Origin of the sequence: Nitrosophilus labii (genome assembly GCF_014466985.1) — a bacterium.
GTDB lineage: Bacteria > Campylobacterota > Campylobacteria > Campylobacterales > Nitratiruptoraceae > Nitrosophilus_A > Nitrosophilus_A labii.
Map to the genome: position 1 here is coordinate 24,696 of NZ_AP022826.1, position 25,569 is coordinate 50,264.

General features: G+C 35.2%; 26 protein-coding genes, 7 tRNA genes and 2 pseudogenes. 11 read left to right on the plus strand and 24 right to left on the minus strand.

The annotated features are described in order from the left end of the window. Window positions 1-262 precede the first annotated feature (262 nt). The 6 genes and pseudogenes from NIL_RS00150 to NIL_RS11220 all read right to left on the minus strand — a co-directional run. Window positions 263-347, minus strand: a tRNA-Leu gene (locus tag NIL_RS00150). A gap of 20 nt (window positions 348-367) precedes the next feature. Beyond that, window positions 368-444 (minus strand) — tRNA-Arg (locus NIL_RS00155). A gap of 18 nt (window positions 445-462) precedes the next feature. Continuing rightward, window positions 463-539: transfer RNA gene (locus NIL_RS00160), tRNA-Arg, on the minus strand. A 92-nt stretch (window positions 540-631) separates the two neighbouring features. Further along, window positions 632-708 (minus strand) — tRNA-His (locus NIL_RS00165). Between the two features lie 11 nt (window positions 709-719). Further along, a tRNA-Pro gene (locus NIL_RS00170) sits at window positions 720-797 on the minus strand. Window positions 798-840: 43 nt separating this feature from the next. After that, window positions 841-974: pseudogene (locus NIL_RS11220) on the minus strand (integrase core domain-containing protein); the annotation flags it as partial. 258 nt (window positions 975-1,232) lie between these two features. Between NIL_RS11220 and NIL_RS00175 the strand changes: the two are divergent. From NIL_RS00175 to NIL_RS00200, 6 genes and pseudogenes are all read left to right on the plus strand, one after another. Further along, a pseudogene (locus NIL_RS00175) lies at window positions 1,233-2,286 on the plus strand (IS481 family transposase). A gap of 173 nt (window positions 2,287-2,459) precedes the next feature. Further along, window positions 2,460-3,899, plus strand: coding sequence for a Fe-S cluster assembly protein SufB (gene sufB, locus NIL_RS00180; RefSeq protein ID WP_187647657.1), 1,440 nt, complete (start codon window positions 2,460-2,462; stop codon window positions 3,897-3,899). Further along, window positions 3,899-4,645 (plus strand): Fe-S cluster assembly ATPase SufC, encoded by a 747-nt coding sequence (gene sufC, locus NIL_RS00185; protein ID WP_187648524.1) that lies wholly within the window; start codon window positions 3,899-3,901, stop codon window positions 4,643-4,645. Before sufB ends, sufC begins: the two co-directional genes overlap by 1 nt. Then, complete coding sequence (locus NIL_RS00190; protein WP_187647658.1) at window positions 4,642-5,829, plus strand: SufD family Fe-S cluster assembly protein; 1,188 nt, start codon at window positions 4,642-4,644, stop codon at window positions 5,827-5,829. Before sufC ends, NIL_RS00190 begins: the two co-directional genes overlap by 4 nt. Window positions 5,830-6,022: 193 nt before the next feature. After that, a complete protein-coding gene (locus tag NIL_RS00195; RefSeq protein ID WP_187647659.1) occupies window positions 6,023-6,454 on the plus strand; it encodes a SufE family protein in 432 nt (143 codons plus the stop codon). 163 nt (window positions 6,455-6,617) lie between these two features. Next, entirely contained in the window at window positions 6,618-6,938 is a 321-nt protein-coding gene (locus tag NIL_RS00200; protein ID WP_187647660.1) for an iron-sulfur cluster assembly protein, read from the plus strand. Between the two features lie 12 nt (window positions 6,939-6,950). On the opposite strand, the gene NIL_RS00205 is transcribed toward NIL_RS00200, so the two are convergent. The 12 genes from NIL_RS00205 to glmM form a co-directional block, all read right to left on the minus strand. Continuing rightward, window positions 6,951-8,807, minus strand: coding sequence for a DUF505 domain-containing protein (locus NIL_RS00205; protein WP_187647661.1), 1,857 nt, complete (start codon window positions 8,805-8,807; stop codon window positions 6,951-6,953). A gap of 77 nt (window positions 8,808-8,884) precedes the next feature. Beyond that, window positions 8,885-9,517 carry a peroxiredoxin gene (locus NIL_RS00210; RefSeq protein ID WP_370686704.1) on the minus strand — a complete coding sequence of 211 codons (633 nt, stop codon included), beginning with the start codon at window positions 9,515-9,517 and terminating at the stop codon, window positions 8,885-8,887. Window positions 9,518-9,832: 315 nt separating this feature from the next. Further along, on the minus strand, window positions 9,833-10,387 hold the full coding sequence (locus NIL_RS00215) for an HdeD family acid-resistance protein (protein WP_187647663.1): 555 nt from the start codon (window positions 10,385-10,387) through the stop codon (window positions 9,833-9,835). 11 nt (window positions 10,388-10,398) lie between these two features. Beyond that, window positions 10,399-11,277, minus strand: a complete 879-nt coding sequence (locus NIL_RS00220) for a YfdX family protein (RefSeq protein ID WP_187647664.1) — start codon at window positions 11,275-11,277, stop codon at window positions 10,399-10,401. Window positions 11,278-11,657: 380 nt separating this feature from the next. Then, window positions 11,658-11,735, minus strand: a tRNA-Pro gene (locus tag NIL_RS00225). Window positions 11,736-11,747: 12 nt separating this feature from the next. Next, complete coding sequence (rplT, locus tag NIL_RS00230; RefSeq protein WP_187647665.1) at window positions 11,748-12,098, minus strand: 50S ribosomal protein L20; 351 nt, start codon at window positions 12,096-12,098, stop codon at window positions 11,748-11,750. A 75-nt stretch (window positions 12,099-12,173) separates the two neighbouring features. Continuing rightward, a complete protein-coding gene (gene rpmI, locus NIL_RS00235; protein ID WP_187647666.1) occupies window positions 12,174-12,368 on the minus strand; it encodes a 50S ribosomal protein L35 in 195 nt (64 codons plus the stop codon). Between the two features lie 150 nt (window positions 12,369-12,518). After that, on the minus strand, window positions 12,519-13,052 hold the full coding sequence (gene infC, locus NIL_RS00240; RefSeq protein ID WP_187647667.1) for a translation initiation factor IF-3: 534 nt from the start codon (window positions 13,050-13,052) through the stop codon (window positions 12,519-12,521). Next, a complete protein-coding gene (gene thrS, locus NIL_RS00245; RefSeq protein WP_197972140.1) occupies window positions 13,049-14,851 on the minus strand; it encodes a threonine--tRNA ligase in 1,803 nt (600 codons plus the stop codon). The genes infC and thrS overlap by 4 nt, the downstream gene beginning before the upstream one ends. Before the next feature lie 219 nt (window positions 14,852-15,070). After that, a tRNA-Val gene (locus NIL_RS00250) sits at window positions 15,071-15,145 on the minus strand. 43 nt (window positions 15,146-15,188) lie between these two features. Further along, window positions 15,189-15,623 carry a signal peptidase II gene (gene lspA / locus NIL_RS00255; RefSeq protein WP_187647669.1) on the minus strand — a complete coding sequence of 145 codons (435 nt, stop codon included), beginning with the start codon at window positions 15,621-15,623 and terminating at the stop codon, window positions 15,189-15,191. Then, on the minus strand, window positions 15,620-16,960 hold the full coding sequence (gene glmM / locus NIL_RS00260; protein ID WP_187647670.1) for a phosphoglucosamine mutase: 1,341 nt from the start codon (window positions 16,958-16,960) through the stop codon (window positions 15,620-15,622). The genes lspA and glmM overlap by 4 nt, the downstream gene beginning before the upstream one ends. A gap of 189 nt (window positions 16,961-17,149) precedes the next feature. On the opposite strand from glmM, the gene rpsT reads away from it, so the two are divergent. After that, window positions 17,150-17,422, plus strand: a complete 273-nt coding sequence (rpsT, locus tag NIL_RS00265) for a 30S ribosomal protein S20 (protein WP_187647671.1) — start codon at window positions 17,150-17,152, stop codon at window positions 17,420-17,422. A 45-nt stretch (window positions 17,423-17,467) separates the two neighbouring features. Then, complete coding sequence (gene prfA / locus NIL_RS00270) at window positions 17,468-18,535, plus strand: peptide chain release factor 1 (protein WP_187647672.1); 1,068 nt, start codon at window positions 17,468-17,470, stop codon at window positions 18,533-18,535. On the opposite strand, the gene NIL_RS00275 is transcribed toward prfA, so the two are convergent. The 5 genes from NIL_RS00275 to speE form a co-directional block, all read right to left on the minus strand. Beyond that, entirely contained in the window at window positions 18,502-19,686 is a 1,185-nt protein-coding gene (locus NIL_RS00275; RefSeq protein ID WP_187647673.1) for an NAD(P)/FAD-dependent oxidoreductase, read from the minus strand. The two genes, prfA and NIL_RS00275, sit on opposite strands and share 34 nt — an antisense overlap. Before the next feature lie 15 nt (window positions 19,687-19,701). Continuing rightward, window positions 19,702-20,418: a glucosaminidase domain-containing protein gene (locus tag NIL_RS00280; protein ID WP_246434439.1), complete on the minus strand. Its 717-nt coding sequence runs from the start codon at window positions 20,416-20,418 to the stop codon at window positions 19,702-19,704. After that, the gene (gene dapF / locus NIL_RS00285; RefSeq protein WP_187647674.1) at window positions 20,415-21,164 is read right to left on the minus strand and encodes a diaminopimelate epimerase; all 750 of its coding nucleotides are present in this window, start codon (window positions 21,162-21,164) and stop codon (window positions 20,415-20,417) included. The genes NIL_RS00280 and dapF overlap by 4 nt, the downstream gene beginning before the upstream one ends. Continuing rightward, window positions 21,145-21,759, minus strand: coding sequence for a dephospho-CoA kinase (gene coaE / locus NIL_RS00290; protein ID WP_187647675.1), 615 nt, complete (start codon window positions 21,757-21,759; stop codon window positions 21,145-21,147). Before coaE ends, dapF begins: the two co-directional genes overlap by 20 nt. Window positions 21,760-21,828: 69 nt before the next feature. Beyond that, on the minus strand, window positions 21,829-22,668 hold the full coding sequence (gene speE, locus NIL_RS00295; RefSeq protein ID WP_187647676.1) for a polyamine aminopropyltransferase: 840 nt from the start codon (window positions 22,666-22,668) through the stop codon (window positions 21,829-21,831). Window positions 22,669-22,934: 266 nt separating this feature from the next. On the opposite strand from speE, the gene NIL_RS00300 reads away from it, so the two are divergent. Genes NIL_RS00300 through NIL_RS00310 form a run of 3 tightly spaced genes read left to right on the plus strand, consistent with a single transcriptional unit; the run spans window position 22,935 to window position 24,918 of the window. After that, window positions 22,935-23,162, plus strand: a complete 228-nt coding sequence (locus tag NIL_RS00300; protein WP_187647677.1) for a phosphoribosylaminoimidazole synthetase — start codon at window positions 22,935-22,937, stop codon at window positions 23,160-23,162. 20 nt (window positions 23,163-23,182) lie between these two features. Then, entirely contained in the window at window positions 23,183-24,181 is a 999-nt protein-coding gene (gene purM, locus NIL_RS00305; protein WP_187647678.1) for a phosphoribosylformylglycinamidine cyclo-ligase, read from the plus strand. Next, complete coding sequence (locus NIL_RS00310; RefSeq protein ID WP_187647679.1) at window positions 24,178-24,918, plus strand: YdcF family protein; 741 nt, start codon at window positions 24,178-24,180, stop codon at window positions 24,916-24,918. Before purM ends, NIL_RS00310 begins: the two co-directional genes overlap by 4 nt. Here the strand turns inward: NIL_RS00310 and NIL_RS00315 are convergent. Further along, window positions 24,913-25,533: a phosphoribosyltransferase gene (locus tag NIL_RS00315; RefSeq protein WP_187647680.1), complete on the minus strand. Its 621-nt coding sequence runs from the start codon at window positions 25,531-25,533 to the stop codon at window positions 24,913-24,915. The two genes, NIL_RS00310 and NIL_RS00315, sit on opposite strands and share 6 nt — an antisense overlap. Window positions 25,534-25,569 lie beyond the last annotated feature (36 nt).

Below are 25,569 nucleotides of genomic sequence, written 5' to 3' on the forward strand. Positions count from 1 at the left end.
GAAATATAACTTGCTGGGAAGGAAAATTGCGAACAAAACTTGACAGTATCAAAATTATAATAATAGGCTTAGCAAAACACTATTAGCATGATAAGTAAATAAACTACTAAAATTATTTAATCACTATATAGCATCATATTTGCAGCTAAAAATGAAAAAACCTTTCCGTATTTAATCATCAAGAAATTAGAAATATAGATAACGAAGTAAAATAGTAGTTAATTTTATTAGATATAATTTATGGGACTAATAGAGGATTCCGTGGTGCGGGAGAGAGGACTTGAACCTCCACGCCTCGCGGCACCAGATCCTAAGTCTGGCGCGTCTGCCAGTTCCGCCACTCCCGCAAAACTTATTAGTTAAAAAGTGGTACGCCCGCCAGGATTCGAACCTGGGACCTACGGCTTAGAAGGCCGTTGCTCTATCCAGCTGAGCTACGAGCGCATATTTACTACCTCCGGTTGGTACGCCCGAGAGGAGTCGAACCTCTAACCTACGGATCCGAAGTCCGTTGCTCTATCCAATTGAGCTACGGGCGCATCTGATTTAGGCCTTCAGCTACGCCCCAGCAAAAGACCCATAGGCTAAAAATTATAAAATTTTTACTTTCAACTTTCAAAGGCTCAAACAATGGGGTGGATGACCGGATTCGAACCGGCGACCCCCAGAGCCACAATCTGGTGCTCTAACCAACTGAGCTACACCCACCATCGTGGAAATGGTCGGGGCGGAGGGATTTGAACCCCCGACCCCCTGGTCCCAAACCAGGTGCGCTAACCAGGCTGCGCTACGCCCCGAACTTAAATTGGAATGAAATTATATTTAAAAAAAATCTGTTTGTCAATAAGCTGTATAAGTCCAATACATATGGCATTCATTATGATTTTCAAGAAGATATTGTAGCGGATTTTTCAAACCAAGAGAATGATGGGGATTTTAGTGTTGTAGTCAATTAACCAATTGGCTGTTTTTTTAAAATTTTAATGAGTAAATACTATATTGATATAAGTGATATATTTAGGTAAGGTCTGAGAATTTTGATACTTTTACAATAAAACGGGCTCCTTTTTGTCCGTTTTGTGCCTCTATTTGTGCATCAAAATGCTCATGTAAATTCATCCTAACAAAATAGAGACCTATACTTTTTTATTAAGCTGAACTAGCCACAACTTAATCTGACAGAAGAGGAAAAAAAGAGTATACTTTCTCCTGGAAAAAGAAGGTAGAGAATGATGAATCTACAAACACAAGATAAGATTATCAAGAATAGATTGGGACTATTAAACTTAGCGAAAGAGTTAGGAAACCTGTCAAGAGCATGTAAAGTATTTGGATATAGCCGAGATAGTTTCTATCAATTCAAAAGACTTTATGAGGAATATGGAGAAGAGGGATTACGAGAGATAAGCAAGAATATGCCAAACTTGAAAAATAGGGTGGCAAAAGAGATAGAAGAAGCTGTAGTTGCTTATGCTATAGAGCAATCCGCCCATGGACAGATACGAGCGAGTAACGAATTGAAAAAAAGAGGAATTTTTACTCTGTAGGAGGAGTAAGAAACGTATGGTTCAGACACAATCTCCAGACAATGAAGCTAAGACTTAAAGCTTTAGAAGAAAAGAGTGCCAAAGAAGCTCTTGAGAAAGCAAAAGAGGAAAAAGTTGCACAAGGTGAGATAGAGACACTCTTTCCAGGTTATCTTGGAGCGCAGGATACCTACTATGTTGGCAATATCAAAGGAGTTGGAAGAGTCTATCAGCAAACGTTTATCGATACATACTCTAAAATAGTCTTTTGTAAACTCTATGATAGAAAAAATGCTTTAGTGGCTGCAGATTTGCTCAATGATAAAGTTTTACCTTTTTATGAAGAGCAAGGGGTAAAACTTCTTGGTATCCTTACCGATAGAGGAACAGAATTCAAAGGAAGTCGTGAACATCACGAATATGAACTCTATCTTGCTATAGAAGATATAGAACACTCCTATACAAAAGCAAGATCTCCGCAAGCAAATGGAATTTGTGAGAGATTTCACAGAACAGTGCAGGAATAGTTTATGCAGTAGCTTTTAGGAAAAAGATATACAAATCTATTGAGGAGGTACAACATGATTTAGAACAATGGCTTGAGTATTACAACAATCATAGAGCACATCAAGGTAAAAATTGTAAAGGTTTAATACCTATGGAGTGTTTTACAAAGCACAAACATATTACTCAAATAAAAATGATAGGTTATAATCCTATCAATCAAGAAAAAACTGTCACTTCTGACACTGATAATTAAACTGACAAATAATCAATGGGAGAAAGTATGAGTGTCAGATGATGTTGTAAACTTCTCAAAAATTTAATTAAGATAAATTTTATCCTATTTAAGCTATATTTATTAATAGTAAATTGTTGCAAAGATAATATGTCGTAAACGGTTTTATCTATCGACAACAAAAAGGAGATGCTTTGAGCAACGAAGAAAAAAAGATACAAGAGGTTGTATCGAGAGAATATGAACTGGGATTTAGCGTAGATATAGAAGAAGAAACGGCGCCTCCTGGACTAAATGAAGATATTATTAGATTTTTATCTAAAAAAAAGGGCGAACCGGACTGGATGACCAATATGAGAATCCAGGCTTTTCACATCTGGCAAAAGATGGAAGAGCCTAGATGGGCTCATTTAAAATATGATGTTATCGATTATCAATCTATATCCTATTATGCGGCGCCTAAGAAGAAGCCAAAAAGTTTAGATGAGGTAGATCCTGAGATTTTAAGAGCCTACGAGAAACTGGGTATCCCTTTGGAGGAGCAAAAAGCTCTTGCCGGAGTAGCTGTTGATGCTGTTTTTGATTCGGTAAGCATAGGAACTACTTTTAAAGAGAAACTAAAAGAGATGGGAATAATCTTTTGTTCTATATCTGAGGCGATTAAAGAGTATCCTGAACTTATACAAAAATATATGTTTAGTGTAGTTCCTATGAGTGACAACTTTTTTGCGGCGCTAAATTCGGCTGTTTTTACAGACGGAACATTTGTTTATGTTCCTAAAGGTGTTAGATGTCCGCTAGAGCTTTCCACATATTTTAGGATAAACGCGCAAAATACGGGACAGTTTGAGAGAACTTTAATAATAGCTGATGAGGGAAGCTACGTATCTTACAACGAAGGGTGTTCTGCACCAATGAGAGATGAAAATCAGCTTCACGCTGCCGTTGTAGAACTTATAGCTTTAAAAGATGCCGAGATAAAATATTCCACAATCCAAAATTGGTATCCAGGAGACGAAGAGGGACGAGGAGGTATATACAACTTTGTAACCAAAAGAGGAGTTTGTGCAGGTGAGAACTCCAAAATATCCTGGACTCAGGTAGAGACAGGCTCAGCCATAACCTGGAAATATCCAAGCTGCGTCTTAAAAGGAGATAACTCCGTAGGAGAGTTTTACAGTGTGGCGATAACCACTAAAGCTCAGCAAGCAGATACGGGAACTAAGATGATACATATAGGAAAAAATACCACTTCTACCATCATTTCAAAAGGTATTTCGGCATTGAGGGGCCAAAACAGTTACAGAGGTTTGGTCAAGATTCAAGCAAGTGCGCAAGGTGCTAGAAACTATAGTGAATGTGACTCTTTGTTAATAGGAGATAAGTGCGGAGCACACACTTTTCCTTATCTTGAGTCCAAAAATGCTTCTGCACAGATAGAACATGAAGCTACCACGTCGAAAATAAGCGATGAACAGCTCTTTTATCTAAGACAAAGAGGAATTAGTGAAGAGGATGCTGTAAGTATGATAGTTCACGGATTTTGTAAAGAGGTATTGGCAAATCTTCCAATGGAGTTTGCTGCTGAAGCAAAAGATCTGTTAAATTTAACTTTAGAAGGAAGTGTAGGATGATGTTAGAGATAAAAGATTTAAGAGCAAAAATCGGAGAAAAAGAGATCATAAAAGGACTTGATCTAAATCTTGAAAAAGGAAAAGTACATGCCATTATGGGACCTAATGGGGCTGGAAAATCGACACTTTCAAAAACGATTGTAGGGCACTATGAAGTTGAGGTAACTGGCGGAGATATTTTATATAAGGGTGAAAGTATAGTAGATATGGAACCTGAAGAGAGGGCTTTGAAAGGGATATTTATGAGTTTTCAAAACCCGGTAGAGGTTCCTGGTGTTACTAATGCCTATTTTCTTAGAACAGCCGTTAACGCAAAAAGAGAGTATGAGGGCAAAGAACCTCTAAATCCTGCAGATTTTTTGAGAATGGCTAGAGAGTATGCCAAACTTTTGGGTATGAAACCAGAGATGTTAAACAGAAGTTTAAATATGGGATTTAGTGGTGGTGAGAAAAAGAGAAACGAGATTCTTCAAATGCTTATGCTTGATCCTGATTTGATAATTTTGGATGAGATAGACTCTGGACTTGATATAGACGCACTTAAAGCTGTAAGTGAAGGGATAAACAAGATAAAGTCTCATAAAAAGACATTTTTGATAATAACCCACTACTCAAGAATTTTGGAGTATGTGAAGCCTGATTATATCCATATCCTAAAAGATGGAAAAGTTGTAAAAACTGGCGGATACGAACTTGTTAAGAAGCTTGAAGTTGAAGGTTATAAGGCTATAGAGGAAGAGCAATGAGAGAGTTGGTTTTATCCAAAATGGATCTAAATTCCATTTTGAGTCTTTCAACGAAAGATAAAACGAAAGCTACTGCGGCGGTGGCGTTAAGCCATCTAGGGCTTCCTTCAAAAAAGACGGAACATTACAGATATTTTGATATAACCCAGCTTTTGTCAAAAAATCTCAATCTATATCAGCCGGTAGCTCAAAAAGCAGCTCAAGATGAAAAGTTGATTATAGAAGATGGAGCAATAGCTAGTTTTCCATTGGATTTGAAAATTGATATAAAAGATGAGATAGATGTAGATAAAGAGCATTTTGACCAGATCTATTATATAAACCATATTATAACGCCAAATGTTATAACTATAGAGATTGATAAAGATATGGAATTGGAAGTTGTCCACAAATTTTCCAAAGATAGTGTTATTCTTCCTTATAGATTGGAAATTATTGTTAGAAACGGTGCAAAAGTTACTCTTTATGAAGATTTTGAAGATGAAAATATAAAAGAGTCCCTTATATTTTATGGATGGGACATATCTTTGGAAAAAGATTCATATTTTGAGCTGGTAAGAGTTCAAGATGAGTTGGAAAAAAGCTATTCGATGGTGGCTTCCCATTTTGTAAAAGCTGATGAGTCTTCAGAGTTTAGTATAAAAAGTTTCGATATAGGTGAAGGGAAGATCTGCCATAACTTGAAAGTAGATCTTTTAAAAGATGCAAAATGCAATGCAAAACATCTGGTTTATACCGATAAAGAAGCTGTTAGAGCAAATGTTATAAAGATAAATCATAAAGGTAAAAATGCTAAAACCCAGCAAAACGCAAGACATGTTTTAAAAGATAAAAGTAGAGCGATTTTCGATGCACTTATAAAAGTTGAACATAGTGGAATTGGTGCTAGTGCGCATCAAAACAACAAATCGATACTTTTAAACGATAAGGCTTACATGATCTCAAAGCCTCAGTTGGAAATTTATATAGACGAGTTAGAGGCCAGTCACGGCTCTACTACAGGACAAATTGATCCTGAAGAGATTTTTTACTTAAGAACAAGAGGAATAAGTGAAGAAGATGCAAAAAAGATGATAGTTTTAGGGTTTATGAGAGAGATTATTGAAGAAGTAAAAGATGAAGAGAAAAAAGATGATATTATGAAAAGATTTGAGGAGATTTATAATAGAGATTTTATTGAGTAGTTGAGTAAGGATAGTTTGTTATTGGTATATTGTGAATTGGGTAAAGCAGAGAAGCAAAGAAGCAGTAAAGCAGTGAAGATTTGAAAAAATTGAAACTCATTAGTCTCCTCTTCACAGCTTTCCTGCTTCACAGCTTCACACCTAAACTAACACCAACACTAACACTAAACACTAATTATAAAAAGGAACAAAAATGAAAAGTATGGATGAGGTTTTAGCTGAAATTAAAGAAGATTTCGAGCTTTTAGGTGATTCTGATGCGATAGTTGAGTATATTATCGAATTAGGCAAACAAAATGATATGAGACTAAAACCTGAAGAAAAAAATGATAAAACATTAATTAAAGGGTGTTCTTCACCGGCTTGGATGATTGAAGAGTGTAAGGATGGAAAGGTATATTTTAGAGTAGAAGGTAGTTCATCAATGGCAAAAGGAATGATTCCTCTTTTGCTGAAGATTTTTAATGATAGAACACCAGATGAGATTTTAAACTTTGACCCTAAAAAACTTTGTGAACTAGGGTTTGATAAGATTTTAAGCCCAACAAGATTGCAGAGTATGGAGGCTTTTTTAAATAGAATCTATGCTTTTGCTAAAAAGTGTAAAGAAGATATTGGACATTAGATGTAGTAATTTTGTAATTGGTGTATTAGTATATTGGCATATTAGGAGTTTGGAATTAAATAATTAAATATAGTATAGCTAAATGCTATTTAATTTTTTAAATCTTTTTAATTTCTAAACATATTTTACACTTAATTATTTTAATTAAACTAAAGGAGTAGTTTTGGATTTAGAAAAGATTAAAGAGCAGATTATTGAGGAGTTAAAGAATATCTACGATCCTGAAATACCAGTAAATATCTATGACTTGGGACTCATTTACGATATAGATTGTAAAGAGGGGGAACAAGGGGCAAAATGCAAGATAGATATGACTTTGACAAGCGCTTTTTGCCCTGCTGCAGAATCCATAGTAGAGCTTGTTAAAAACATAAAAAATAAAGTTGAAGAAATAGAAGAGCTTGAGGTAAATCTAGTTTTTGATCCGCCTTGGGATAAATCTAAAATGAGTGATGAAGCAAAGCTTCATCTAGGAATGCTCTAAAGCGGGAAAGCTTTAAGAGTTCAGAGCCTCTACCGCTTCAAGCATTTTCAGTCCCGCTTCATTTACGCTGTTTTTTCCTAGATACTTAGCCTCTCTTGCAGCTATATAGGCTTTATCGAAAACCTCTTTGCTAAGTCCGCTTCTTTTTATGGCTTCATTTATATTTTTAGGAAGTATTCTTACTTTTTTCTCTTTTACATACATACTACCTGTTTGGGCAATCGCTTTTACAACTCTGTAAATTGTAGGATTAACAGGTGCACCAAATCCTTCAGGAACACCACTCATCGCTTCATCCATAAGTTTTCCATATTTGGTTTCTATAATATGTTCGTCAGGAAGTATCTCTATAAAACCTTTTGCTTCTAATTTATCTAAACTCTCAAGAATTCTTGTTTTTTCTTTTTCATTTTTATTTTCAAGTAGTTCATCACAAGCAATTCCAGAATCTGGAATCATTTTAAATATCTCCATCTCATATTTTGTCATGAATGGAAGTTTAGGTTTAGTTGCTAGTTCTTCGTATAAAAGTCCTGATTTGCTAGGCTCATATGTACCAAGAATTCTCTCACGTCTTGCCTCTTCTACCCACTCTTTGTTAGGAGAGCTGAAAATTTTGTTTGAAATTGTGAGAGTCTTAACACTCCATGAGTGTATACTTCTTTCATCAGCTTGATCTTCGATAACTTTTTTTCCATCTTCAGTAACGATATATACCGCTCTCCCGGCTTTATCTACTCCTTCTCTAATAAGTCCGAAAGCCTCTAAAGAGTATAGGTACTCTCTTACATCAAAATTTTCTTCAAACCATTTCACCATATCTTTTGCTTCGCCATATTTTTTAGCGATCTCTTGTTTTTTCTTTGGCATTTCATCTAATCTTCTGCCATATTTTTCAACTATTTTTTTATATTCGGCGATTTTTCTATCTACAAGTTCTTTTTTTATCTCTTCAAAAGTTGGAAGTTCTTCAGGATTGTTAGCAGTTTTTTCATCCCAGATTTTTTGTATTGCTTTTAATGTTTCAACCTCTTCTTTTTCTATAGCAAAAGATTTGAATGGTTTATCTTCTAAATCTTTGTATATTCTATAAACCTCTAAAGCTTTTTCTCCGGCCATCGTTAATCTGTCTGTGTCTTCAATGTATCCTAAACTTTCAAGATTTGCCAATGCTTCAAGTTCTAACTCTTCGCCATCAGCTACTTTTGCAATATCCTCTAAAATAGAGATATCTAAAATACTTCCTTCATTTGCCCATCCGCCTAAAGTCAGTGTCTCTTTTACAGCTTGTCCTAAACCTGTGAAGGTAAAGTATTCACCAATAGGCATTGAGTATGCTATAAGTCTCATAGCTTCAAGTAGATCTTTGCTATTTCCAACTATTGGCAGATAGTGTGCATCTGTCGGACCCATAGGCGATTTTCTGATATAATCGGCAAGTTTAGTGTCTATAACAAGCTCAGGTTTTATTATTTTATATGCTTCATAAAGATCTTTTGCCTCTTTGGTTAAGTTGCCGTTTTCATCAGTAAAACCTCTTTTTAGAAGTTCATCTTGAGATATTTTTGTTGTTTTGTCTCTATTTTTTACAGAAGCATCTATCATAGCTATAACTTCACTGCTGATCCATTTGAAATTTTCTTTCCAATCATCTATATTTTGGATTTTATCTTTAACTCTGTCTAAAACCTCGGCAACTATTTTTCCACCGTATGTCAGTTCTATTTTTGATGGTATAGGAAATCTAACAATACCTGCAAAATTTAGCTCCATAATAGCTTCGCTGTTGAGTTTATCCACATTAATAGTTTTATTATCGCTTCTATATAGTGCGATCAAAATTTTTGCGGCCTCTTTTTTGATAACCATTTTTCTCCTCCAATTTTGCTTTAGATAAGCACATCTTCTATATACTTATCTAAAGCAAAATTGCGCAAGCCTTAGGCTTACGCTTCTTTGTGGCAGAACCACCAGTCAAAACATTCATACTCTTTTGTTCTTTTGGCTGCACTCTCACAATCTGTAGCAGGTGGAATAATGACTCTATCTTTGATAAGCTCGTTTTCTGGCCAGTTTGCAGGGGTTGCAACACCTTGGGCATCGCTTTTTTGCAAAGCTTTAACAGCTCTTATAATTTCTGGGATATTTCTTCCTATCTCTTGAGGATAGTATAGGATAGTTCTTACAACTCCTTCAGGATCTATGATAAATACGGCTCTTACAGTATTTGTTCCTTTTCCTGGATGAACCATACCTATTTTTGATGCAAGAGTGTCTGTTGCCGCAATTATTGGAAACTCTATCTCTACCTCTAGTTTTTCTTTAATCCATTCTATCCATTTTATATGTGAAAATACTTGATCTATTGAAAGACCGATTAGTTGTGTGTTGATCTCATCAAACTCTTTTTTATGTTTTTGAAAAGATACGAACTCAGTTGTACAAACAGGTGTAAAATCTGCAGGATGGCTGAAAAGTACAGTCCATTTTCCTTTTAAATCATCAGGCAAAACCATTTTTCCGTGTGTTGCTTGTACTTCTAAAGTAGGAAACTTATCTCCTAAAAGCGGCATTGACATCTTCTCCTCCTCTTTTTTCATTTTTTTTGTAACTATATCTACAATCTCTCCCACTATTTCTTCAAGCTCCTTTTTCTCTTCTTTAGCTTTTTTTGTCAGCTCTTCATACTGCTCTTCTATCAAAGAGGCAATCTTTTTAGCCACGTCCTTTTGGCTATCGACAATATCTTCTATTCTCTTTTTGAGCTCCTCTTTCCATCCCATATTTGCCTCCTTTAATGTTTGGTTGTATCTGTTTTGCTAATAAAATTTTAGTTTAACGTTTATAACTTGTCAGCAACTTTAGTAGCAAAAGAGAGATAGTGGATGAAGGGATTAATTATCCTCTTCATCCATTTTTTTTGCGTAACTGCTAAGGCTAAGAAGTACTAAACCATCGAAGAAAAGACTGATACCTACGAAAAATCCTACTATCCAAAGTGAACTGAACGGCCATCCAGCCAATATAATAATAGCCAATATAACAGATAGCACTCCATTTAGTAAAGATAACCACCACCATTTTTGCGGTTTAAGCTCAAATGCCAAAGCGAAAGAGCTAAATCCGTCAAAAAAGAAAAATATTGCTAAAATCATACCAAGTGCAGCAACTCCAGGAAGAGGATTAAGAGCTATTAAAATCCCTGTTAGACCGAAAACAAAGGCTTTCAGCCAACCAAGCCAATCTTGTTTGTTAATTTTATATGTATGATAGCCTGCCATTAAAGCACTAAGTATCAGCATCCAAGCTACAAAATATGCAGTAGCTATGGATAAAAACGCTGGGAAAAACATTCCCGCTAGACCGATGATTAAAAATATCACGCCGACAATTTTGGAGTTTTTGCTAAACTGTCTTAACAGCTCTTTTTGACTGGGATAACCTACCATTTTTTTCCTTTTTATTTTGAGATTGATTTTATAGCTTTTTCTTTAAACTCTTTAAGTTTTTCTATAAGATCTTCAAAAAGCTTTTCAGCTTCGTTTTTATCTTTAACCTCTTTTTCTATCTTTTCAATCGCCTCTTCTAAAGTTTTATATGTCGTATCAGATTCGCTTGTATATCCTAAAGCTTCTGCTTTTTTCAGACTATATTTAGCTTCTTTAAGATACTCTAGAGCCTTTTTCTTATCTTTTTTGGCTATTTTTTTAGCTTCTTCCACTAAAAACTGCGCTTTTAACAAAGGTATAGGAGTTATGATATCGACCTCTACAAATGTTAAAAGTGCTTGGTTTAAAACATTATTGGCTTCATCTACTCTATTTTCGTGTAAAAATTTAGCTGCAAGTTTTAAGGCTGCCGGATATGAAGCTAATGGTAGATTTATAGTTTTAAGTACTATCTCGCTTCTTAGTCTATTTAAAACTCTTCTAGCCTCTTGTATTTTGTTCTCTTTCAAGAGAGCTTTTACAGTTATTAAGGCTATTTCTATATCTTTTACACTTCCTGGAAATTCTACAACCTCCACAGAGCTATCTATAGGAATAAGCACTGGCGCGTTTGGAGCTGCCAAAACAACTTCAAGTTTACCTATGGCATTTTCTAGTTCTTTTATCGCTTCATCTCTCTTCCCTTTTTCTAATGCTTTTAGGGCTTCTTGTGTTAAAGATACGGCCTCTACAGCCTCTTTTATGATCTTAACTTCATTTTGCTGTTTTTTAGCTTCTAGTTTTGCTTTACTAACAGCCTGATTTGATGCAGCTTTTGAAGCTTCACTTGCCAATACGTTAGGCGAAAGCAGCATAATAGAAGCGACTGCAGATAAGATTAGTTTTTTCATATCAACCTCCATAACTTTTTTGGTTGATATAAGTTTAGTATATCTTTTTATATCTTACAGCAACTTTAGTTGCATTTTAAAAATAAATATATACTTAATTGATTTTTGTTTTTACGATAGAAACTAAATTTAACCCGGATTTTGCAATAGAATTTGTTTCTCTACGCCTTTGCTTGAGATTTAGAGGCTTTTTAAAAATTTTGAGCTCTTTCTACTCTGGAGTAAATCAAAAAATTTTTGATTGCCAAAAACCTGGTGTTTAGTACTAATGTGATAAAGTCTATTGCAAAATCTGGGTTTAATATAAAATGTAATTGAAGCGATACTTTAAGATTAAGATTTTGAAGGACAGTGCTTTATGTAATAAGTGGAGGAAAAGATGGTCGGAGTGGCCGGATTTGAACCGGCGACCTCTACCACCCCAAGGTAGTGCGCTAACCAGGCTGCGCTACACCCCGAAAAGCGGCTTATTAAAGAGCCGCTTTTGCTTTTTCCACTATTTTAGCAAAGTTTTCAGGTTCATTCATCGCCAAATCTGCCAAGATTTTTCTATCAAGTTCGATGCCAGCTTTTTTTAGACCGTGAATAAATCTTGAATAGCTTATATCGTTTAGCCTGCAAGCTGCATTTATTCTTGTAATCCAAAGCTTTCTAAAATCTCTTTTTTTCTGTCTTCTATCTCTGTAAGCGTAAACTAAAGATCTCTCTAACTGCTCTTTAGCTTTTCTAAAATGTTTTCTTCTGCCGCTGTAGAAACCTTTTGCAAGTTTTAGTATCTTTTTGTGTCTTCTTCTTCTTACTATACCAGTTTTTACTCTCATTTTTTCTCCCTTTACCTTTTTTATTTTTTAGGTGCCTCAAATGAGGACTTGGCCCTTTTGGGCGGAGTTATGCTATTAGTATGTAGCTATTAACTCTGTAATTCTTGGTTGATCAACGTTGCTTACGTAGTGTGGTGCTTTTAGCCCTCTTTTAGTCTTAGGTGACTTTTTAGTCAATATATGACTTCTAAAAGCGCTTCCTCTTTTGATTTTGTTTTTCGTTTTTTTAAATCTCTTGGCAGCGCCGCGATGTGTTTTCATCTTTGGCATTGTTTTCTCCTTTGCAGAATTTAAGGTACGTATTATATCGAAAGTTTATAAATAGGAGATTAAAATAAAGAGGTAATTGGTAATTTGGAATTGGGAGTTTGTGTTTTTTAAATAAACTAATTCCTAATTCCCAATTCCAAATTATAAAAGTTATTTTTTCTTATCCTCTTTCTTCGGAATTACCATCATATTGACGTATCTTCCCTCAATATGGGGCTTTTTCTCTACGGTTCCTATATCTTCTATCATAGGTATAATCTTTTCTAACACCTCTACCCCAGCTTCGGGGTGAGCCATCTCTCTACCTTTTAGGAAAACTCTAAATTTTACATGTTTTCCTTTTTCCAAGAACTCTCTTGCATGTTTTACTTTGTAGTCGATATCGTTTTGAGCTATCTTAACTGAAAGCTTTATCTCTTTTACTTCTATCTTAGCCTGTTTTTTCTTGGCCTCTTTTTTCTTTTTTTCCTGCTGATACTTAAATTTGCCAAAATCCATAATTTTACATACAGGCGGATTGGCATTAGGTGCTATTAAAACGAGATCAAGACCTTTTTCTTCTGCTATATCCAACGCCTCGTCTCTCGAAATGATACCATACTGAGTTCCGTCCTCACCTATACACCTAACCTTCTCGGCTCTTATATCTTCATTTAAGAGCACTTCAACGTTTTTCTTACTCAAAAGCGTACCTCACTTAATTTCTCCTTAATTTTATCTAAAAACTCTTTTTCAGATATATTATACTGTATTCTTTCTCTTCTGTCCCTTATAGATACACTTTGTTCTTCAACTTCTTTATCACCTATAACTACTATCATAGGAACTTTCTGTTTTTCGGCCGTTCTAATTCTTTTGTTTAAGCTTTCATTTTTATCGAAAACTTCGCTGTCCACTTCCATATTAAGCAGTTTTTCGCTTAATTCGTATGCGTAGTTTTTGTGAGAATCTGCAATTGGGATAAAAATAACCTGAGTTGGAGCTATAAAAAAAGGAAATTCTCCAGCGTAGTGTTCTGTCATAATCCCAATAAATCTTTCAAAAGAGCCAAGAATAGCTCTGTGAATCATAACAGGACGTGTTTCTTCATTTTTGTCATTGATAAAGGTTAGTTCAAATCTTTCAGGCAGATTAAAATCTACTTGTATCGTTCCGCACTGCCATTTTCTTCCTATAGCATCTGTTATTTTTATATCTATTTTTGGACCATAAAATGCTCCACCGCCCTCATCTATACCATATTTATGGCCGTTTTCATCCAAAGCCTCTTTTAATGCAATAGTGGCTTTTTCCCAGATCTCGTCACTTCCTATAGATTTTTCAGGTTTTGTTGAGATTTCCATTTCATATTTAAAGTCAAAACTCTTCATAATCTCATCAACAAAACTTAAAACCTCTAATACATTCTCTTTTATCTGATCAGGTGTACAGAAAATATGCGCATCGTCTTGAGTAAACTCTCTAACTCTGAGTAGTCCGTGAAGTACGCCACTTTTTTCGTGTCTATGAACTACTCCATATTCAAAAAGTTTCAATGGAAGCTCTTTATAGCTTCTCTTTTTAGATTTATAAACCATAATATGTCCAAGACAGTTCATAGGTTTTACTCCGTACTCTTGTCCTTCTATCTCGGTAAAATACATATTTTCGCCATAATTTGCATAATGGCCACTCTTTTTCCATAGATCACTTCTTAAAAGCTCAGGTCCTCTAACAGGTTGATATCCTCTTTTTCTATGCGCTTTAAAAAGAAGCGATTCTAGTTTGCTTCTAAGTCTTGCACCTTTTGGAAGCCAGATAGGAAGACCTGCTCCGACCTCTTCGTTAAAGATAAAAAGCTCAAGTTCGCTTCCTAATTTTCTATGGTCTCTCTTTTTGGCCTCTTCGATCATTGTGATGTAATCTTTAAGGGACTTTTTATCTGCAAAAGCGATACCGTAGATTCTAGTTAGCATCTCTTTTGATTCGTCGCCTCCAAGATAGGCTCCGGCAACGCGGGTTAGTTTGAAATGTTTTAGATATTTGGTATTTGGAACATGAGGTCCTCGACAAAGATCCTCAAAATCTCCCTGCTTATATATAGATACAGTATCACTAGGGATATTTTTCAAAACTTCTTGTTTTAAATCGTCATCTTTGAATTTTTCTATCGCCTCATTTTTTGGAAGCTCGTATCTTTCAATATCTAGTTTTCTTTTTGCGATTTCGGCCATCTTTTTTTCAATTTTGGGGAGATCCTCTTCGCTTATCTTCTCCCCTACTCTAAAATCGTAATAAAACCCTTCATCTACTACGGGACCTACAAAAAATTTTGCATCTGGATATAGCTCTTTAATGGCTTGAGCCATAAGATGTGCTGTGGAGTGTCTGATAACTTCAAGAGCTTCTTGTGTGTTTTCAGGATAGATTTTTTTTGCAGATTCAATATCTATATTTTTTGCCTTTGCAGTTTGTAAATCAACTATCTCATTATCTTGTTTCATTGCAATTGGTTCCAATAAAGTCCTTTTAAAAATGGAATTGGGAATTAGGAATTGGGAACTTGTTAATTAAAATCTTATTGTCAATTCCCAATTCCTAATTCCTAATTCCTAATTCCGAAATCCTCATTAACTGCTTCTTGCTATGTTTTGCATAAACGCTCGAAGCTTTAAGGTGTGTTAGCAATTTTTTCGACAACTGCTTGTCGAAAAAATTCCATATGGTGGTCGCGAGAGGATTCGAACCTCTGACCACTACGATGTCAACGTAGTGCTCTACCCCTGAGCTACGCGACCATTTGTTGGAGGCTGGCAGTAACGGATTTTATCAAAAAAAATATTATTTTTTCTTAAAACTAATAAATAATAACCATAAAATCGAGATATCTATTATCACATCTGCAAAATTAAAAACAGCAAAATCAAACCCACAGTGCCAGTAAACATAATCCACCACCCCGCCGTAAACAAACCTATCGTAAAGATTTCCTAAAGCCGCTCCAAAAAGTATCCCAAGAGGAAAAGGGTATTTTAAGATATATCTTTTGACGTTTATATAAGCAAACGCTATAACTATAAGAGAGGTTAAAATCCATTTTAGATAGGGGCCTAAAAAGGAGAAAAGCGAAAACGCTACTCCCTTGTTTAGAGTATAGCCGAAAGTTAAACATCTGTTTTCTATATATAAACCATCTACAAAAAGATCTTTTAAACTCTTGTCTATTAAAAAAATTCCGATTGTAGCAAGAAAAAAGATTAAATAGCCTCGTATCATCTATCAAGCTCTTTTTTTAAAAACTCTAGTAGTTTTTCCATCTCCTTATCTAAAACTTTTTGTTCTTTTCCTTCCAGCAAAACTCTTAGTTTATTTTCTGTTCCAGAATATCGTATAAGTGTTCTGATACCTTTTTTCTCTATATTTTGAATTTTTTCTTGAAAGCCTGCTATATTTTCAAGCGGAATTTTACTTTTTACGTTTATATTTTTCAAAATTTGCGGATATAGCTCAAATGGATTTAAAACTTCACTTGCTTTTTTACCGCTTTTTAGCATGAAAGCTAATATTTGAAGTGCGCTAACTAAACCGTCTCCGGTTTTTCCGTAATCTGTAAGAATAATGTGTCCACTATTTTCTCCTCCAAAATTTAAGTTATGTTTTTTTATCTCATCCAAAACATACTTGTCTCCAACTGATGAGCGGTAAAGTTTTATACCGTGAGATTCTAAAAAATCCTCTAAAGCTTTATTGCTCATAACTGTTGCTACAATAGCGCTATTTTTAAGTTGCTCCTGATCTTTTAAATATATAGCTAATGCACCAAGGATTTTGTCTCCGTCTATGATCTCTCCTCTTTCGTCAACAACGACAAGTCTATCCGCGTCTCCATCAAGCGCAAAGCCTATGTCCGCTCTATACTTTCTTACAACGTTTGCCAAATCTTCAGGATGGATTGCTCCGCATTTATAGTTTATATTAAAACCATTGGGCTCATCGTTTATAACAATAGTCTCTGCTCCAAGTTCGTTAAATATAGTCGGAGCTACTTTATATGCGGCGCCGTTTGCCGTATCTACGACTATTCTCATCCCATTTAAAGTAAGCTCTTTAGGAAAGGAGTTTTTTATATGTACAATATATCTTCCTATGACGTCGTCTATTCTTTTCGAAGAGCCGATCTCTTTTTTGGTTTTTTGGTTTTCTTCTATAATCTCTTTATTCGCAAATATCTCCTCTATTGCTCTTTCGTCACTCTCTTGAAGTTTATTTCCAAGATGGTCAAAAAATTTTATACCGTTATCATAGTATGGATTGTGGCTAGCACTTATCATAATACCCGCATCACATCTCATATCTTCTGTCAGAAAGGCAACGGCGGGTGTGGGCATCGGGCCTATTTGTATAACGTTATACCCAACGGCGGTTAAACCACTAACAATAGCGTTTTCTATCATATAACCGCTTCTTCTTGTATCTTTTCCTACTAAAATTTTATTTGTTACCGAGTTTTTTCTAAAATATACCCCGGCACTCATTGCAAGCTTCATAACAAGTTCAGCTGTTAAAAAATTACCTGCTTCTCCTCTTACTCCGTCCGTTCCAAAAAGTTTCATATAAACATCCTTGGTTTTTTGTACAATATCAAGGTATGTTATTTTACTATAAAATGACAAAAATATAATAGAGATAAAATATGGAAAATGTTTAATGGAGATTAGCTTAAAAAAGATTTAAATTAAGCTAAAATTAAACTATATTTGAGTAACATTCTAACCTAAAATAAATGAAAAGGATTAAAAAATATGGCACATCATAAATCCGCTTTAAAAAGAATTCGCCAAACAGCTAAAAGAACTCAAAGAAATAGATTTTACAGAACAAGAATTAAAAATATTACAAAAGCTGTAAGAGAAGCCGTAGCTGCAGGTGACAAAGAGAAGGCGTTAGAAGCTTTGAAAATAGCTAATAGAGAATTTCATAAATATGTAAGTAAAGGCGTTTTAAAGAAAAATACCGCTGCAAGAAAAGTTTCAAGACTTCATAAACTCGTAAATTCTATGACAGAAGCTGCATAAGCTTCTGCTCACTATTAAAATAAAACCTAAAACTAAAATAAAAATATGCTAAAAGAGAAACTCCAGCCCTTTATAAAAAGATACGAAGAGATTAACACTCTTTTAAGTTCTCCGGATATTACTAACGATATAAAAAAGATGACAGAGCTCTCAAAAGAGCAGTCTGAACTTGAGCCTATTGTAGAAAAAGCAAAAGAGTACTTTAAAGTTACTGAATCTATAGAAGAGAATAAAACACTTTTGGAAGATGAAGAGTTAGGCGAACTTGCTAAAGAGGAACTAAAAGAGTTAGAACCTCTAAAAGAGAAACTGGAAGAAGAGATTAAAATACTACTCATCCCTAAAGATCCAAATGACGATAAAGATATCTATCTTGAGATACGTGCAGGAACCGGAGGAGAAGAGGCGGCACTTTTTGCTGCGGATATTTTCAAAGCATATGCAAGATATGCCGACTCTAAGGGATGGAAAGTAGAGATTGTAAGTTCTAGTGAGAGTGATACCGGCGGATATAAAGAGTTAATAGCCAAAATCAAAGGGCAGGGGGTTTATAGCAGATTAAAATATGAAGCCGGAACTCATAGAGTTCAAAGAGTTCCTGCTACTGAATCTCAAGGGAGAATACATACTTCGGCCGTTACTGTAGCTATAATGCCGGAAGTTGACGATGTTGATGTTGAGATAAATCCGAACGATTTGAAGATAGATGTTTACCGCTCTAGCGGATGTGGTGGACAGTCGGTAAATACAACCGATAGTGCCGTTAGAATCACTCACATACCAACCGGGATAGTTGTGGCTATGCAGGATGAAAAGAGTCAGCACAAAAACAAAGAGAAGGCTCTAAAGATACTTAAAGCCAGAATCTATGAACAGAAGATGAGAGAGCAGCAAGAGGCTCTTAGTAGCGAAAGAAAAGCTCAAGTTGGAAGCGGGGATAGAAGCGAAAGGATTAGAACTTATAACTATCCGCAAAATCGTATAACGGATCACAGAATCGGGCTTACTCTTTATAAACTTGAAGAGATTATGCAAAACGGAGATTTAGATCAGATAATAGAGCCTTTGATCGCTCACTATCAAGCTTTAAAGATAGAAGAGGCCGGTTTATAATCTTTTCTTTTCATATAACCGCTGTTAACTTTTATCTTGATTCCCCATGAATATATTTTGGTAATAACCATTTTGACCAGATATGCCAATCTTCCTTTTAAAAATATCTTATTTGCGATGTGTCCTACGGCGTAATCTTTTCCCAATGCGATAAACATACCGTAAATTTTGCCCTCAAAACTTTTTGTAGTCTCTTCGTTGATAACCTTGGCTACATATTCTGCGCTTTGTTCGGCGATTTGGGCGGTAGGGGGTAAGATATTGCCCTCTTTATCTTTTATCTGGGCGCAATCGCCTATGGCGAAAATGTTTTTGTCTATTTGAAGACGATTATTTACTATTAGCTGATTTTTAGAGTTTTTGGGAAAATTTAGGTTTTTCACAAAATCGCTCGCTTCTATACCACCGGTAAAGATGAAGCTGTCGTAATCTACTCTTTTGTCTTTGAGTATTATCTGATTTTCCGTAACTTCCAATATGGGAGCGTTAAGTAGGATATTTATACCTAGCTTTTTTAATCTATCGTACGTCTCTTTGATAATATACTCGTCGTTTCCCGGAAGAATAGTCTCTGAAGCCTCAATCAAAGTAACGTTCATTAAAGTTTTTTGGCCTACTTCCCTGCCGCACTCTTTTGATATGCTTTTAAAGTCGGCTGCAAGTTCTACTCCGCTAAGTCCGGCTCCGCCGATGACTATATCTAACTTTTTCGAAGAGGTAACTTCGTCAAATAGATTTTGTAAAAATCTTTGCTTAAATTTGAAGGCATTGTGGAGATCTTTTATGGATATGGAGTATTTTTCTAGATTTTTTATGCTTTTTGGAAAAGAGTCTTTCGCACCTGCAGCGATTATAAGATAATCATATCTATATAACCCGTTTTTGCATATCAAAAGACTCTTTTTATTATCTACGTCGATAGCTTCATCGTTGATAAATTTAACGTTTTTGAAAGATTCGCAAAAACTTTTAAGATCAAAAGTAATATCGCAGACGTTTAATCTTCCAGAAAGAAACTTATAAGTTTCCGTTTGAAGATAATGAAATCTATTTTTATCTATCAAAAGAATCTCGTAAGTGTTGGTAGAGGAGAGTTTTTCTACGGCTCTTAACCCTCCGTAACCTCCTCCAACGACGATTATTTTTTTCATAACTTATAGATTAGATTATAGATCGTGAAGATGTAATCTGTTTCTTTTTATTATAGATGATACCAAAAAGTTATATTTTTTGCCTATTTCGGAGTATCTTTGCATAGTCATAGCGGCTTTTAGACCTGTAAAAGGAACGTTTTTAATTTTCGCTTGATATCTTGCGGTTCTGAATTCTTTGTATGCTGCATGTCTGTTTAGATTTAACATATAAGAGGCGATTGAGTCTGAGATTGAGTTAAATATTCTAATTTTGTGTTTTTTTCCCTCTTCTCTATTTTGAGGAATCAAGCCTCTTTTACCAAACGTCCACTCTCCAAACAGGTTGTTGGCTTCTCTTGCAAACCTGCTTTTTCCCCATCCACTCTCCAATGCCGCTTGAGCTAAAACCAAAGATTCAGGAATCGTATCTATCTTTTTCATATACTCTTTTTTATCGTAGATATTTTTTATTCTATATTTTTTAGCTAAAGAAACCAGTTTTTTTAGTCTCTTTTTATCTAAAATAGGCCTTTTGAAGTAGTCGTTGAAAAAGTTTTCAACAAACTCTCTCTCTTTTACGATTTTTTGATTCTCTTTTTTTACGAGCGGTCTTAAAATCTCAAAAAATTTCTCTTTTTGTACCGAAATATTTTTGATCTTATAATACCAATTCGGGATACTCTTAAACTCGTTTGCATAAATGGACGCGGTTATAAATAGTCCGGTTATACCCAAAACTAACTTTTTCAATAAACCTCCTCTATAAAAGTCTCAAAGACTTTTTTTACAGCGCCTTTTAAAAAGAGTGAATTATCTTTGAAGCTTAGTGTAAGTTCTTCTTTGCTCTTTGGAATAACTTTTGTTTCGCTTGAAACCATATTTTCCAGGAAGGCTCTGTAAAAAGCTGCGGCCATACCAGTTCCGCAGGCTAGCGTCTCATCTTCTACGCCTCGTTCGTATGTTCTTATATATATTATACCATCTTTAACTTGTGCCAAATTTACGTTTGCGTTGTAAATTTTTCTTAGTTCTCTTGTTTTATCTATGTTGAACTCCTCTAAATCATCGCTAAAAGAGATAAGATGGGGCACTCCCGTATCTATGAGCCACCATATTTTTCCAAATTTGTTAATATCTTTTTCTTTGATGATAGGATCGGTTAATTTGCTCTCTACCACTCTTCCTTCAACGGTAGCACTAATAACGCCTGCTCCCGTTAAAAAACGCATCTTTTCCTGGGCTAATCCGTAATCGTATGCATATAAGGCCGCGGCTCTGCTTCCATTTCCACACATACTAGCTTCACTACCGTCAGAGTTGTAAAACTGCCATTTAAAGTCAAACTCGTTAGATGGAAGTAAAACTATCAACCCGTCCGCGCCTACTCCTCTAAATCTATCGCAAAGTTTAACGGCAAGGTTGCTTCTATCTTTTTCTACAAAGGTATGAAAAAGAATAAAATCGTTCCCACTAGCGCTATATTTGGCTAAATTCATTTTTTACCTTTTCTACGAATACTTCTATCTCTTTTTGTAGATGTTTGAGATCTTTTGAGTTGTCTATAACATAGGTTGCCAGCTCTTTTTTCTTTTCTATATCCATCTGAGCGTTTAATCTCTTTTTTGCTTCACCTTCGCTAAGTTCTTCTCTTTCTAAAACTCTTTTTAGCTGAATCTCTTTTGGAGCGTAAACTACTACGACTTTTTTGATTGGATAGTTTTTTGTTTCGAAAAATAGAGGAATATCGACTATATAAGGTACTTTATACTTTTCAAGCTTTAGAGACTCTGTTTCGATTTTCTGTTTTATAAGAGGATGTAGAAGCTCTTCTAAACTCTTTTTTGCTTTTGGCTCGTTAAATATAAGTTTTCCTAGGGCCTTTCTATCGACTTTGCCGTTTTTTATATACTCTTTACCGAAAATTTCGGCAATTTTTTCCTTTTGTTCTTCCAAAACCTGATGCGCTATTTTATCGGCGTCTATTATGGAAAAACCGTAAAGTTTTAAAATATTACAAACGGTACTTTTGCCAGAGGCAATACCGCCTGTTAGGGCAATCGCATGCTCGAAAGGGTTTAGTTTGTTTTTCATATTTCGCCTTGAAAAAGTTTGGCGTTATTTTAACAAAAGTTTGACTGCGCTTTAAACGCAGTCAAACTTTTACCACTTATAAAGTTCGCCCAACTCTTTTTTTACGTAGTTTGGCAAGATAAAAGAGGCTTTATGGATATCAGAGTTGTAATATCTAAGACCATCGATAAGATCTGCTCTTTGCAAAATAAAATCTGCAGTAGGATGATAAAATTTGCTTCCTAAAATAAAGTTCCAGTTACAGCCCGGATACATATACATCTCAAATCTATATGGCATAACTATCTTAAAAAACTCACCGATTACTCCCATTATCTCTTTATGCAAAGGCATATCTATCCACCAACTCTCTCCTTGAGCCACGACGAGTCCATCATCTTTTAAGATTCTATTTATGTGTGCGTAGAAGGTTTTATTAAAAAGTCCTTCGGCTGGACCTTCTGGATCGGTAGAATCGACTAAAACGATATCGTAGCTTTTATCTTTCGCTTCTCTTACAAACTCTATCCCGTCACCTATGATAAGATTTAGTCTATCGTTATCCCAGTCTCCGATGTTTGGGAAAAACTCTTTTGAAGCCTTTACTACCTCTTCATCAATCTCAACCATATCTACTTCTATACCTGGATGTCTTAAGACCTCTTTTGCAACTCCTCCGTCTCCTCCTCCAACAATTAAAACTTTTTTAGGCTCTTTATGTGTACAGATTGCTACATGAGCCATCATTTCATGATATATAAACTCATCTTTTTCGCAAAGCATACCGTGTCCATCTATGACCAAAATCTTTCCGAACTCTTTTGAGTCGTAAACCTCTATCTTTTGATATTTGCTTACTGTTTCAAAAAGTTTCTTCTCTACTTTTATACCCTGTTTAAAAAAGTTGTTATGAATCTCTTCAAACCACATATCTTCTCCCATATAGTTTATTTTAGATAATTTTTGTCTGATTTTATCACAAGATTATTAAATAAACAAAAAGTTAAGCCCTTAGATGATATAATTTAGGTTAAGAAAGAGGGATGGTATAGTTATTTTGAGTTGCAAGCAGATGTAAAATCAAGTTCAACTTTTTAGTTAGAATCAGAAAAACTTTAAGATTCCTCATTCTTAATCTATTTTCTCATTGAAGAAAAAATTTTTTTGTTTTTATATTTTTGATAAAAGGAGGAGTGATGTGTGGAGATAAAGCACAAAGAATATTAATGGCTATAATGCTGGGCATCTCTATGGGGTTGTTGGCAAACCCTGAGACTGTGAAAATCGGATTTGCGTTACAGACATTTATAATAGTTATGATTATAATATTTGCCTTTACAAACTTTTGTCCTAGCCTTTGGTTTTTTAATAAAGTTTTTGGAAAGTGCGATTGGGATAAGAAAAAAGAAGATAATGAGAGTTGATAGTTGAAAGTTAAGGAAAATTGATGAAGATAAGTTATAAAGATAGCGGCGTCGATATTGACGCAGGAAGCAGATTGGTTGAAGAGATAAAGCCTTTTGTAAAAGAGACTTTTAACGAAAACGTAATAGGCGGACTTGGAGGTTTTGCCGGAGCGTTTGCTCTACCTGCAGGATATAAAAATCCGGTATTACTTGGGGCAACGGACGGTGTAGGAACAAAACTAAAGCTTGCTATCGAGTCTAAAATCTACGATACGGTAGGTATTGATCTTGTTGCTATGTGCGTAAACGATCTTATCTGCTCTTTTGCAGAGCCTATTTTCTTTTTGGATTATTACGCAACAGGAAAGCTTGAAGTAGATGCGGCAAAAGAGGTGATCAAAGGGATAGCAAAAGGATGCAAAGAGAGTGAGTGTGCTCTAATAGGCGGTGAGACTGCCGAGATGCCGGGAATGTATCAAAAGGATGATTTTGATCTGGCAGGATTTGCCGTAGGGATAGCAGAAAAAGAGGAACTTCAAAAAAATAGGGGAGTAAGAGCGGGTGATGTTTTGATAGCTCTTAAATCGAGCGGTATTCACTCAAACGGTTTTTCTTTGGTTAGAAAACTCTTTTTTGAAGAGTTAAAGTGGAGCTATTCGCATGATTTTAACGGAAAACCTTTGATAGAAGTACTTTTAGAACCAACAAAAATATATGTCAAAACTTTTAAAAAAGTAAAAGATAAAGTAAAAGCGTTAGCGCATATAACTGGCGGCGGTATAGTAGAAAACTTGCCAAGAGTCCTTCCAAATAACGTTAAAGCCGTTATTAGAAAGAGCCAAATAGAGCCTTTGGAGATTTTTGAGTTTATCTCAAAATATGTAGATGAAGAGGAGATGTTTAGAACCTTCAATATGGGTGTCGGTATGATACTGGTGGTTTCGCCTGAAAAGGTAGATGATGTTTTAAAAGAGACGGGCGGGTATATTTTAGGTGAATTGATAGAGGATGAAAAAGGCGTTGATATCATAGAATGATATATTTTATCTCAAAACTTTTTACATATCTGATACTACCTCCTGGAATATTTATAGCGGTGCTCTTTGCCGCCTCTTTTTTTGCAAAAAAATTTAAAAAAACGCTTTTTGTTTTAGCTTCTATTTTTTGGTTTTTATCTACCGATTTTACGCCTAATCTACTTTTAAGGCCTCTTGAGGATAAAAGTTTTCCAAAAGCTTCCAATCCAGTTGCAGTTGTTGTTTTGGGAGGAGGGGAGGTAAAAGGAGCAAAAAATCTTCCTTTAAGTAGTGATGGAACAAAGAGAGTGCTTTGGGGCTTGATACTTTCAAATCGTAACAATCTCCCGCTAATCTATAGCGGAATAGAGAGTGATAGAGCAAAAAGAGCTATCGAAGAGATAAACGAGGGATTTGGGCTTGGATATCGTTATTCAAAAGATTTTACGCCGAAAACCTACTATGTAGAAGCTTTGAGTAAAGATACCTATCAAAATGCAAAATATATATATAATCTCTTCAAAAAGAGAGGCAAAAGATTCTCTATCTATCTCGTAACCTCCGCATACCATATGCCGCGGGCGTATATGCTTTTTAGATATTTTGGTTTTGAAGTCACCGTTTCTAAAACAGATTATAAGAGCTCAAAGACGCAGATAGATTTTTGGTCTTTTTTCCCTAAGATGAAAAATTTTAAAAACTCCTATTTGGCACTTCATGAGTATTTCGGGATTTTAAGCCTTTTAATACGGCTATAAGCTTAAAAGTTCAATTACCTCGTCATCGCTCAACTGATGAAAATCTTGATAAAACTGTCCTACCGCCATAAAATCGGGTGGAGTTTGAAGTAAAACTACCTCATCGGCAACATTTTTCAGTTTTGTGACAACTTCTGGAGGCGCTACTGGAGAAGCTATGATGACTCTATCTGCTCCCATATTTTTTATCGATTTTGCCGCTATAAACATGCTTGCTCCAGTAGCTATACCGTCATCTACCAAAATAACATTTTTACCTTTTAAATCTGTTTTCTCTTTTTTATAGAGTCTTCTTTTTGCTCTCATCTCCTCTTTTTTCTTTTGTGCAAGCTCATCTATATATTGATCCGCAACATTTAGCATAAGTTTAGCTTTTTTGTCTGTGAAGATATCTCCATCTTCGCTAATAGCTCCTATTGCCGCTTCCGGGTTGTAGGGGCTAGGAATCTTTTTAACAAAATATATATTCATAGGGATCTGATACTTTTTGGAAATAACAAAAGCCAATGGAACTCCTCCTCGTGGAAGAGCCACAACTACGCTTTTTTCGTCTATGTAATCTTTTAGTTTTTCGGCAAGAAGTTGGGCTGCCTCAAATCTGTCTCTAAAAACCATTTTGCCTCCTTAAAGCAAGCTTAGATATAATATAGT

Bases quoted from the DNA above. Each gene is read 5' to 3' on its own strand.
- thrS (WP_197972140.1), bottom strand. From the start codon at position 14,851: ATGAAACAAGATAATGAGATAGTTGATTTACAAACTGCAAAGGCAAAA.
- NIL_RS00205 (WP_187647661.1), bottom strand. From the start codon at position 8,807: ATGGTTATCAAAAAAGAGGCCGCAAAAATTTTGATCGCACTATATAGA.
- NIL_RS00210 (WP_370686704.1), bottom strand. From the start codon at position 9,517: ATGTCAATGCCGCTTTTAGGAGATAAGTTTCCTACTTTAGAAGTACAA.
- prfA (WP_187647672.1), top strand. From the start codon at position 17,468: ATGCTAAAAGAGAAACTCCAGCCCTTTATAAAAAGATACGAAGAGATT.
- NIL_RS00195 (WP_187647659.1), top strand. From the start codon at position 6,023: ATGAAAAGTATGGATGAGGTTTTAGCTGAAATTAAAGAAGATTTCGAG.
- NIL_RS00315 (WP_187647680.1), bottom strand. From the start codon at position 25,533: ATGGTTTTTAGAGACAGATTTGAGGCAGCCCAACTTCTTGCCGAAAAA.
- sufC (WP_187648524.1), top strand. From the start codon at position 3,899: ATGTTAGAGATAAAAGATTTAAGAGCAAAAATCGGAGAAAAAGAGATC.
- glmM (WP_187647670.1), bottom strand. From the start codon at position 16,960: ATGAAACTTTTTGGAACGGACGGAGTAAGAGGAGAAGCAGGTAATTTT.
- coaE (WP_187647675.1), bottom strand. From the start codon at position 21,759: ATGAAAAACAAACTAAACCCTTTCGAGCATGCGATTGCCCTAACAGGC.
- rpsT (WP_187647671.1), top strand. From the start codon at position 17,150: ATGGCACATCATAAATCCGCTTTAAAAAGAATTCGCCAAACAGCTAAA.
- rplT (WP_187647665.1), bottom strand. From the start codon at position 12,098: ATGAGAGTAAAAACTGGTATAGTAAGAAGAAGAAGACACAAAAAGATA.
- rpmI (WP_187647666.1), bottom strand. From the start codon at position 12,368: ATGCCAAAGATGAAAACACATCGCGGCGCTGCCAAGAGATTTAAAAAA.
- lspA (WP_187647669.1), bottom strand. From the start codon at position 15,623: ATGATACGAGGCTATTTAATCTTTTTTCTTGCTACAATCGGAATTTTT.
- dapF (WP_187647674.1), bottom strand. From the start codon at position 21,164: ATGAATTTAGCCAAATATAGCGCTAGTGGGAACGATTTTATTCTTTTT.
- speE (WP_187647676.1), bottom strand. From the start codon at position 22,668: ATGTGGTTTGAAGAGATTCATAACAACTTTTTTAAACAGGGTATAAAA.
- NIL_RS00310 (WP_187647679.1), top strand. From the start codon at position 24,178: ATGATATATTTTATCTCAAAACTTTTTACATATCTGATACTACCTCCT.
- NIL_RS00275 (WP_187647673.1), bottom strand. From the start codon at position 19,686: ATGAAAAAAATAATCGTCGTTGGAGGAGGTTACGGAGGGTTAAGAGCC.
- NIL_RS00215 (WP_187647663.1), bottom strand. From the start codon at position 10,387: ATGGTAGGTTATCCCAGTCAAAAAGAGCTGTTAAGACAGTTTAGCAAA.
- NIL_RS00300 (WP_187647677.1), top strand. From the start codon at position 22,935: ATGTGTGGAGATAAAGCACAAAGAATATTAATGGCTATAATGCTGGGC.
- NIL_RS00220 (WP_187647664.1), bottom strand. From the start codon at position 11,277: ATGAAAAAACTAATCTTATCTGCAGTCGCTTCTATTATGCTGCTTTCG.
- NIL_RS00190 (WP_187647658.1), top strand. From the start codon at position 4,642: ATGAGAGAGTTGGTTTTATCCAAAATGGATCTAAATTCCATTTTGAGT.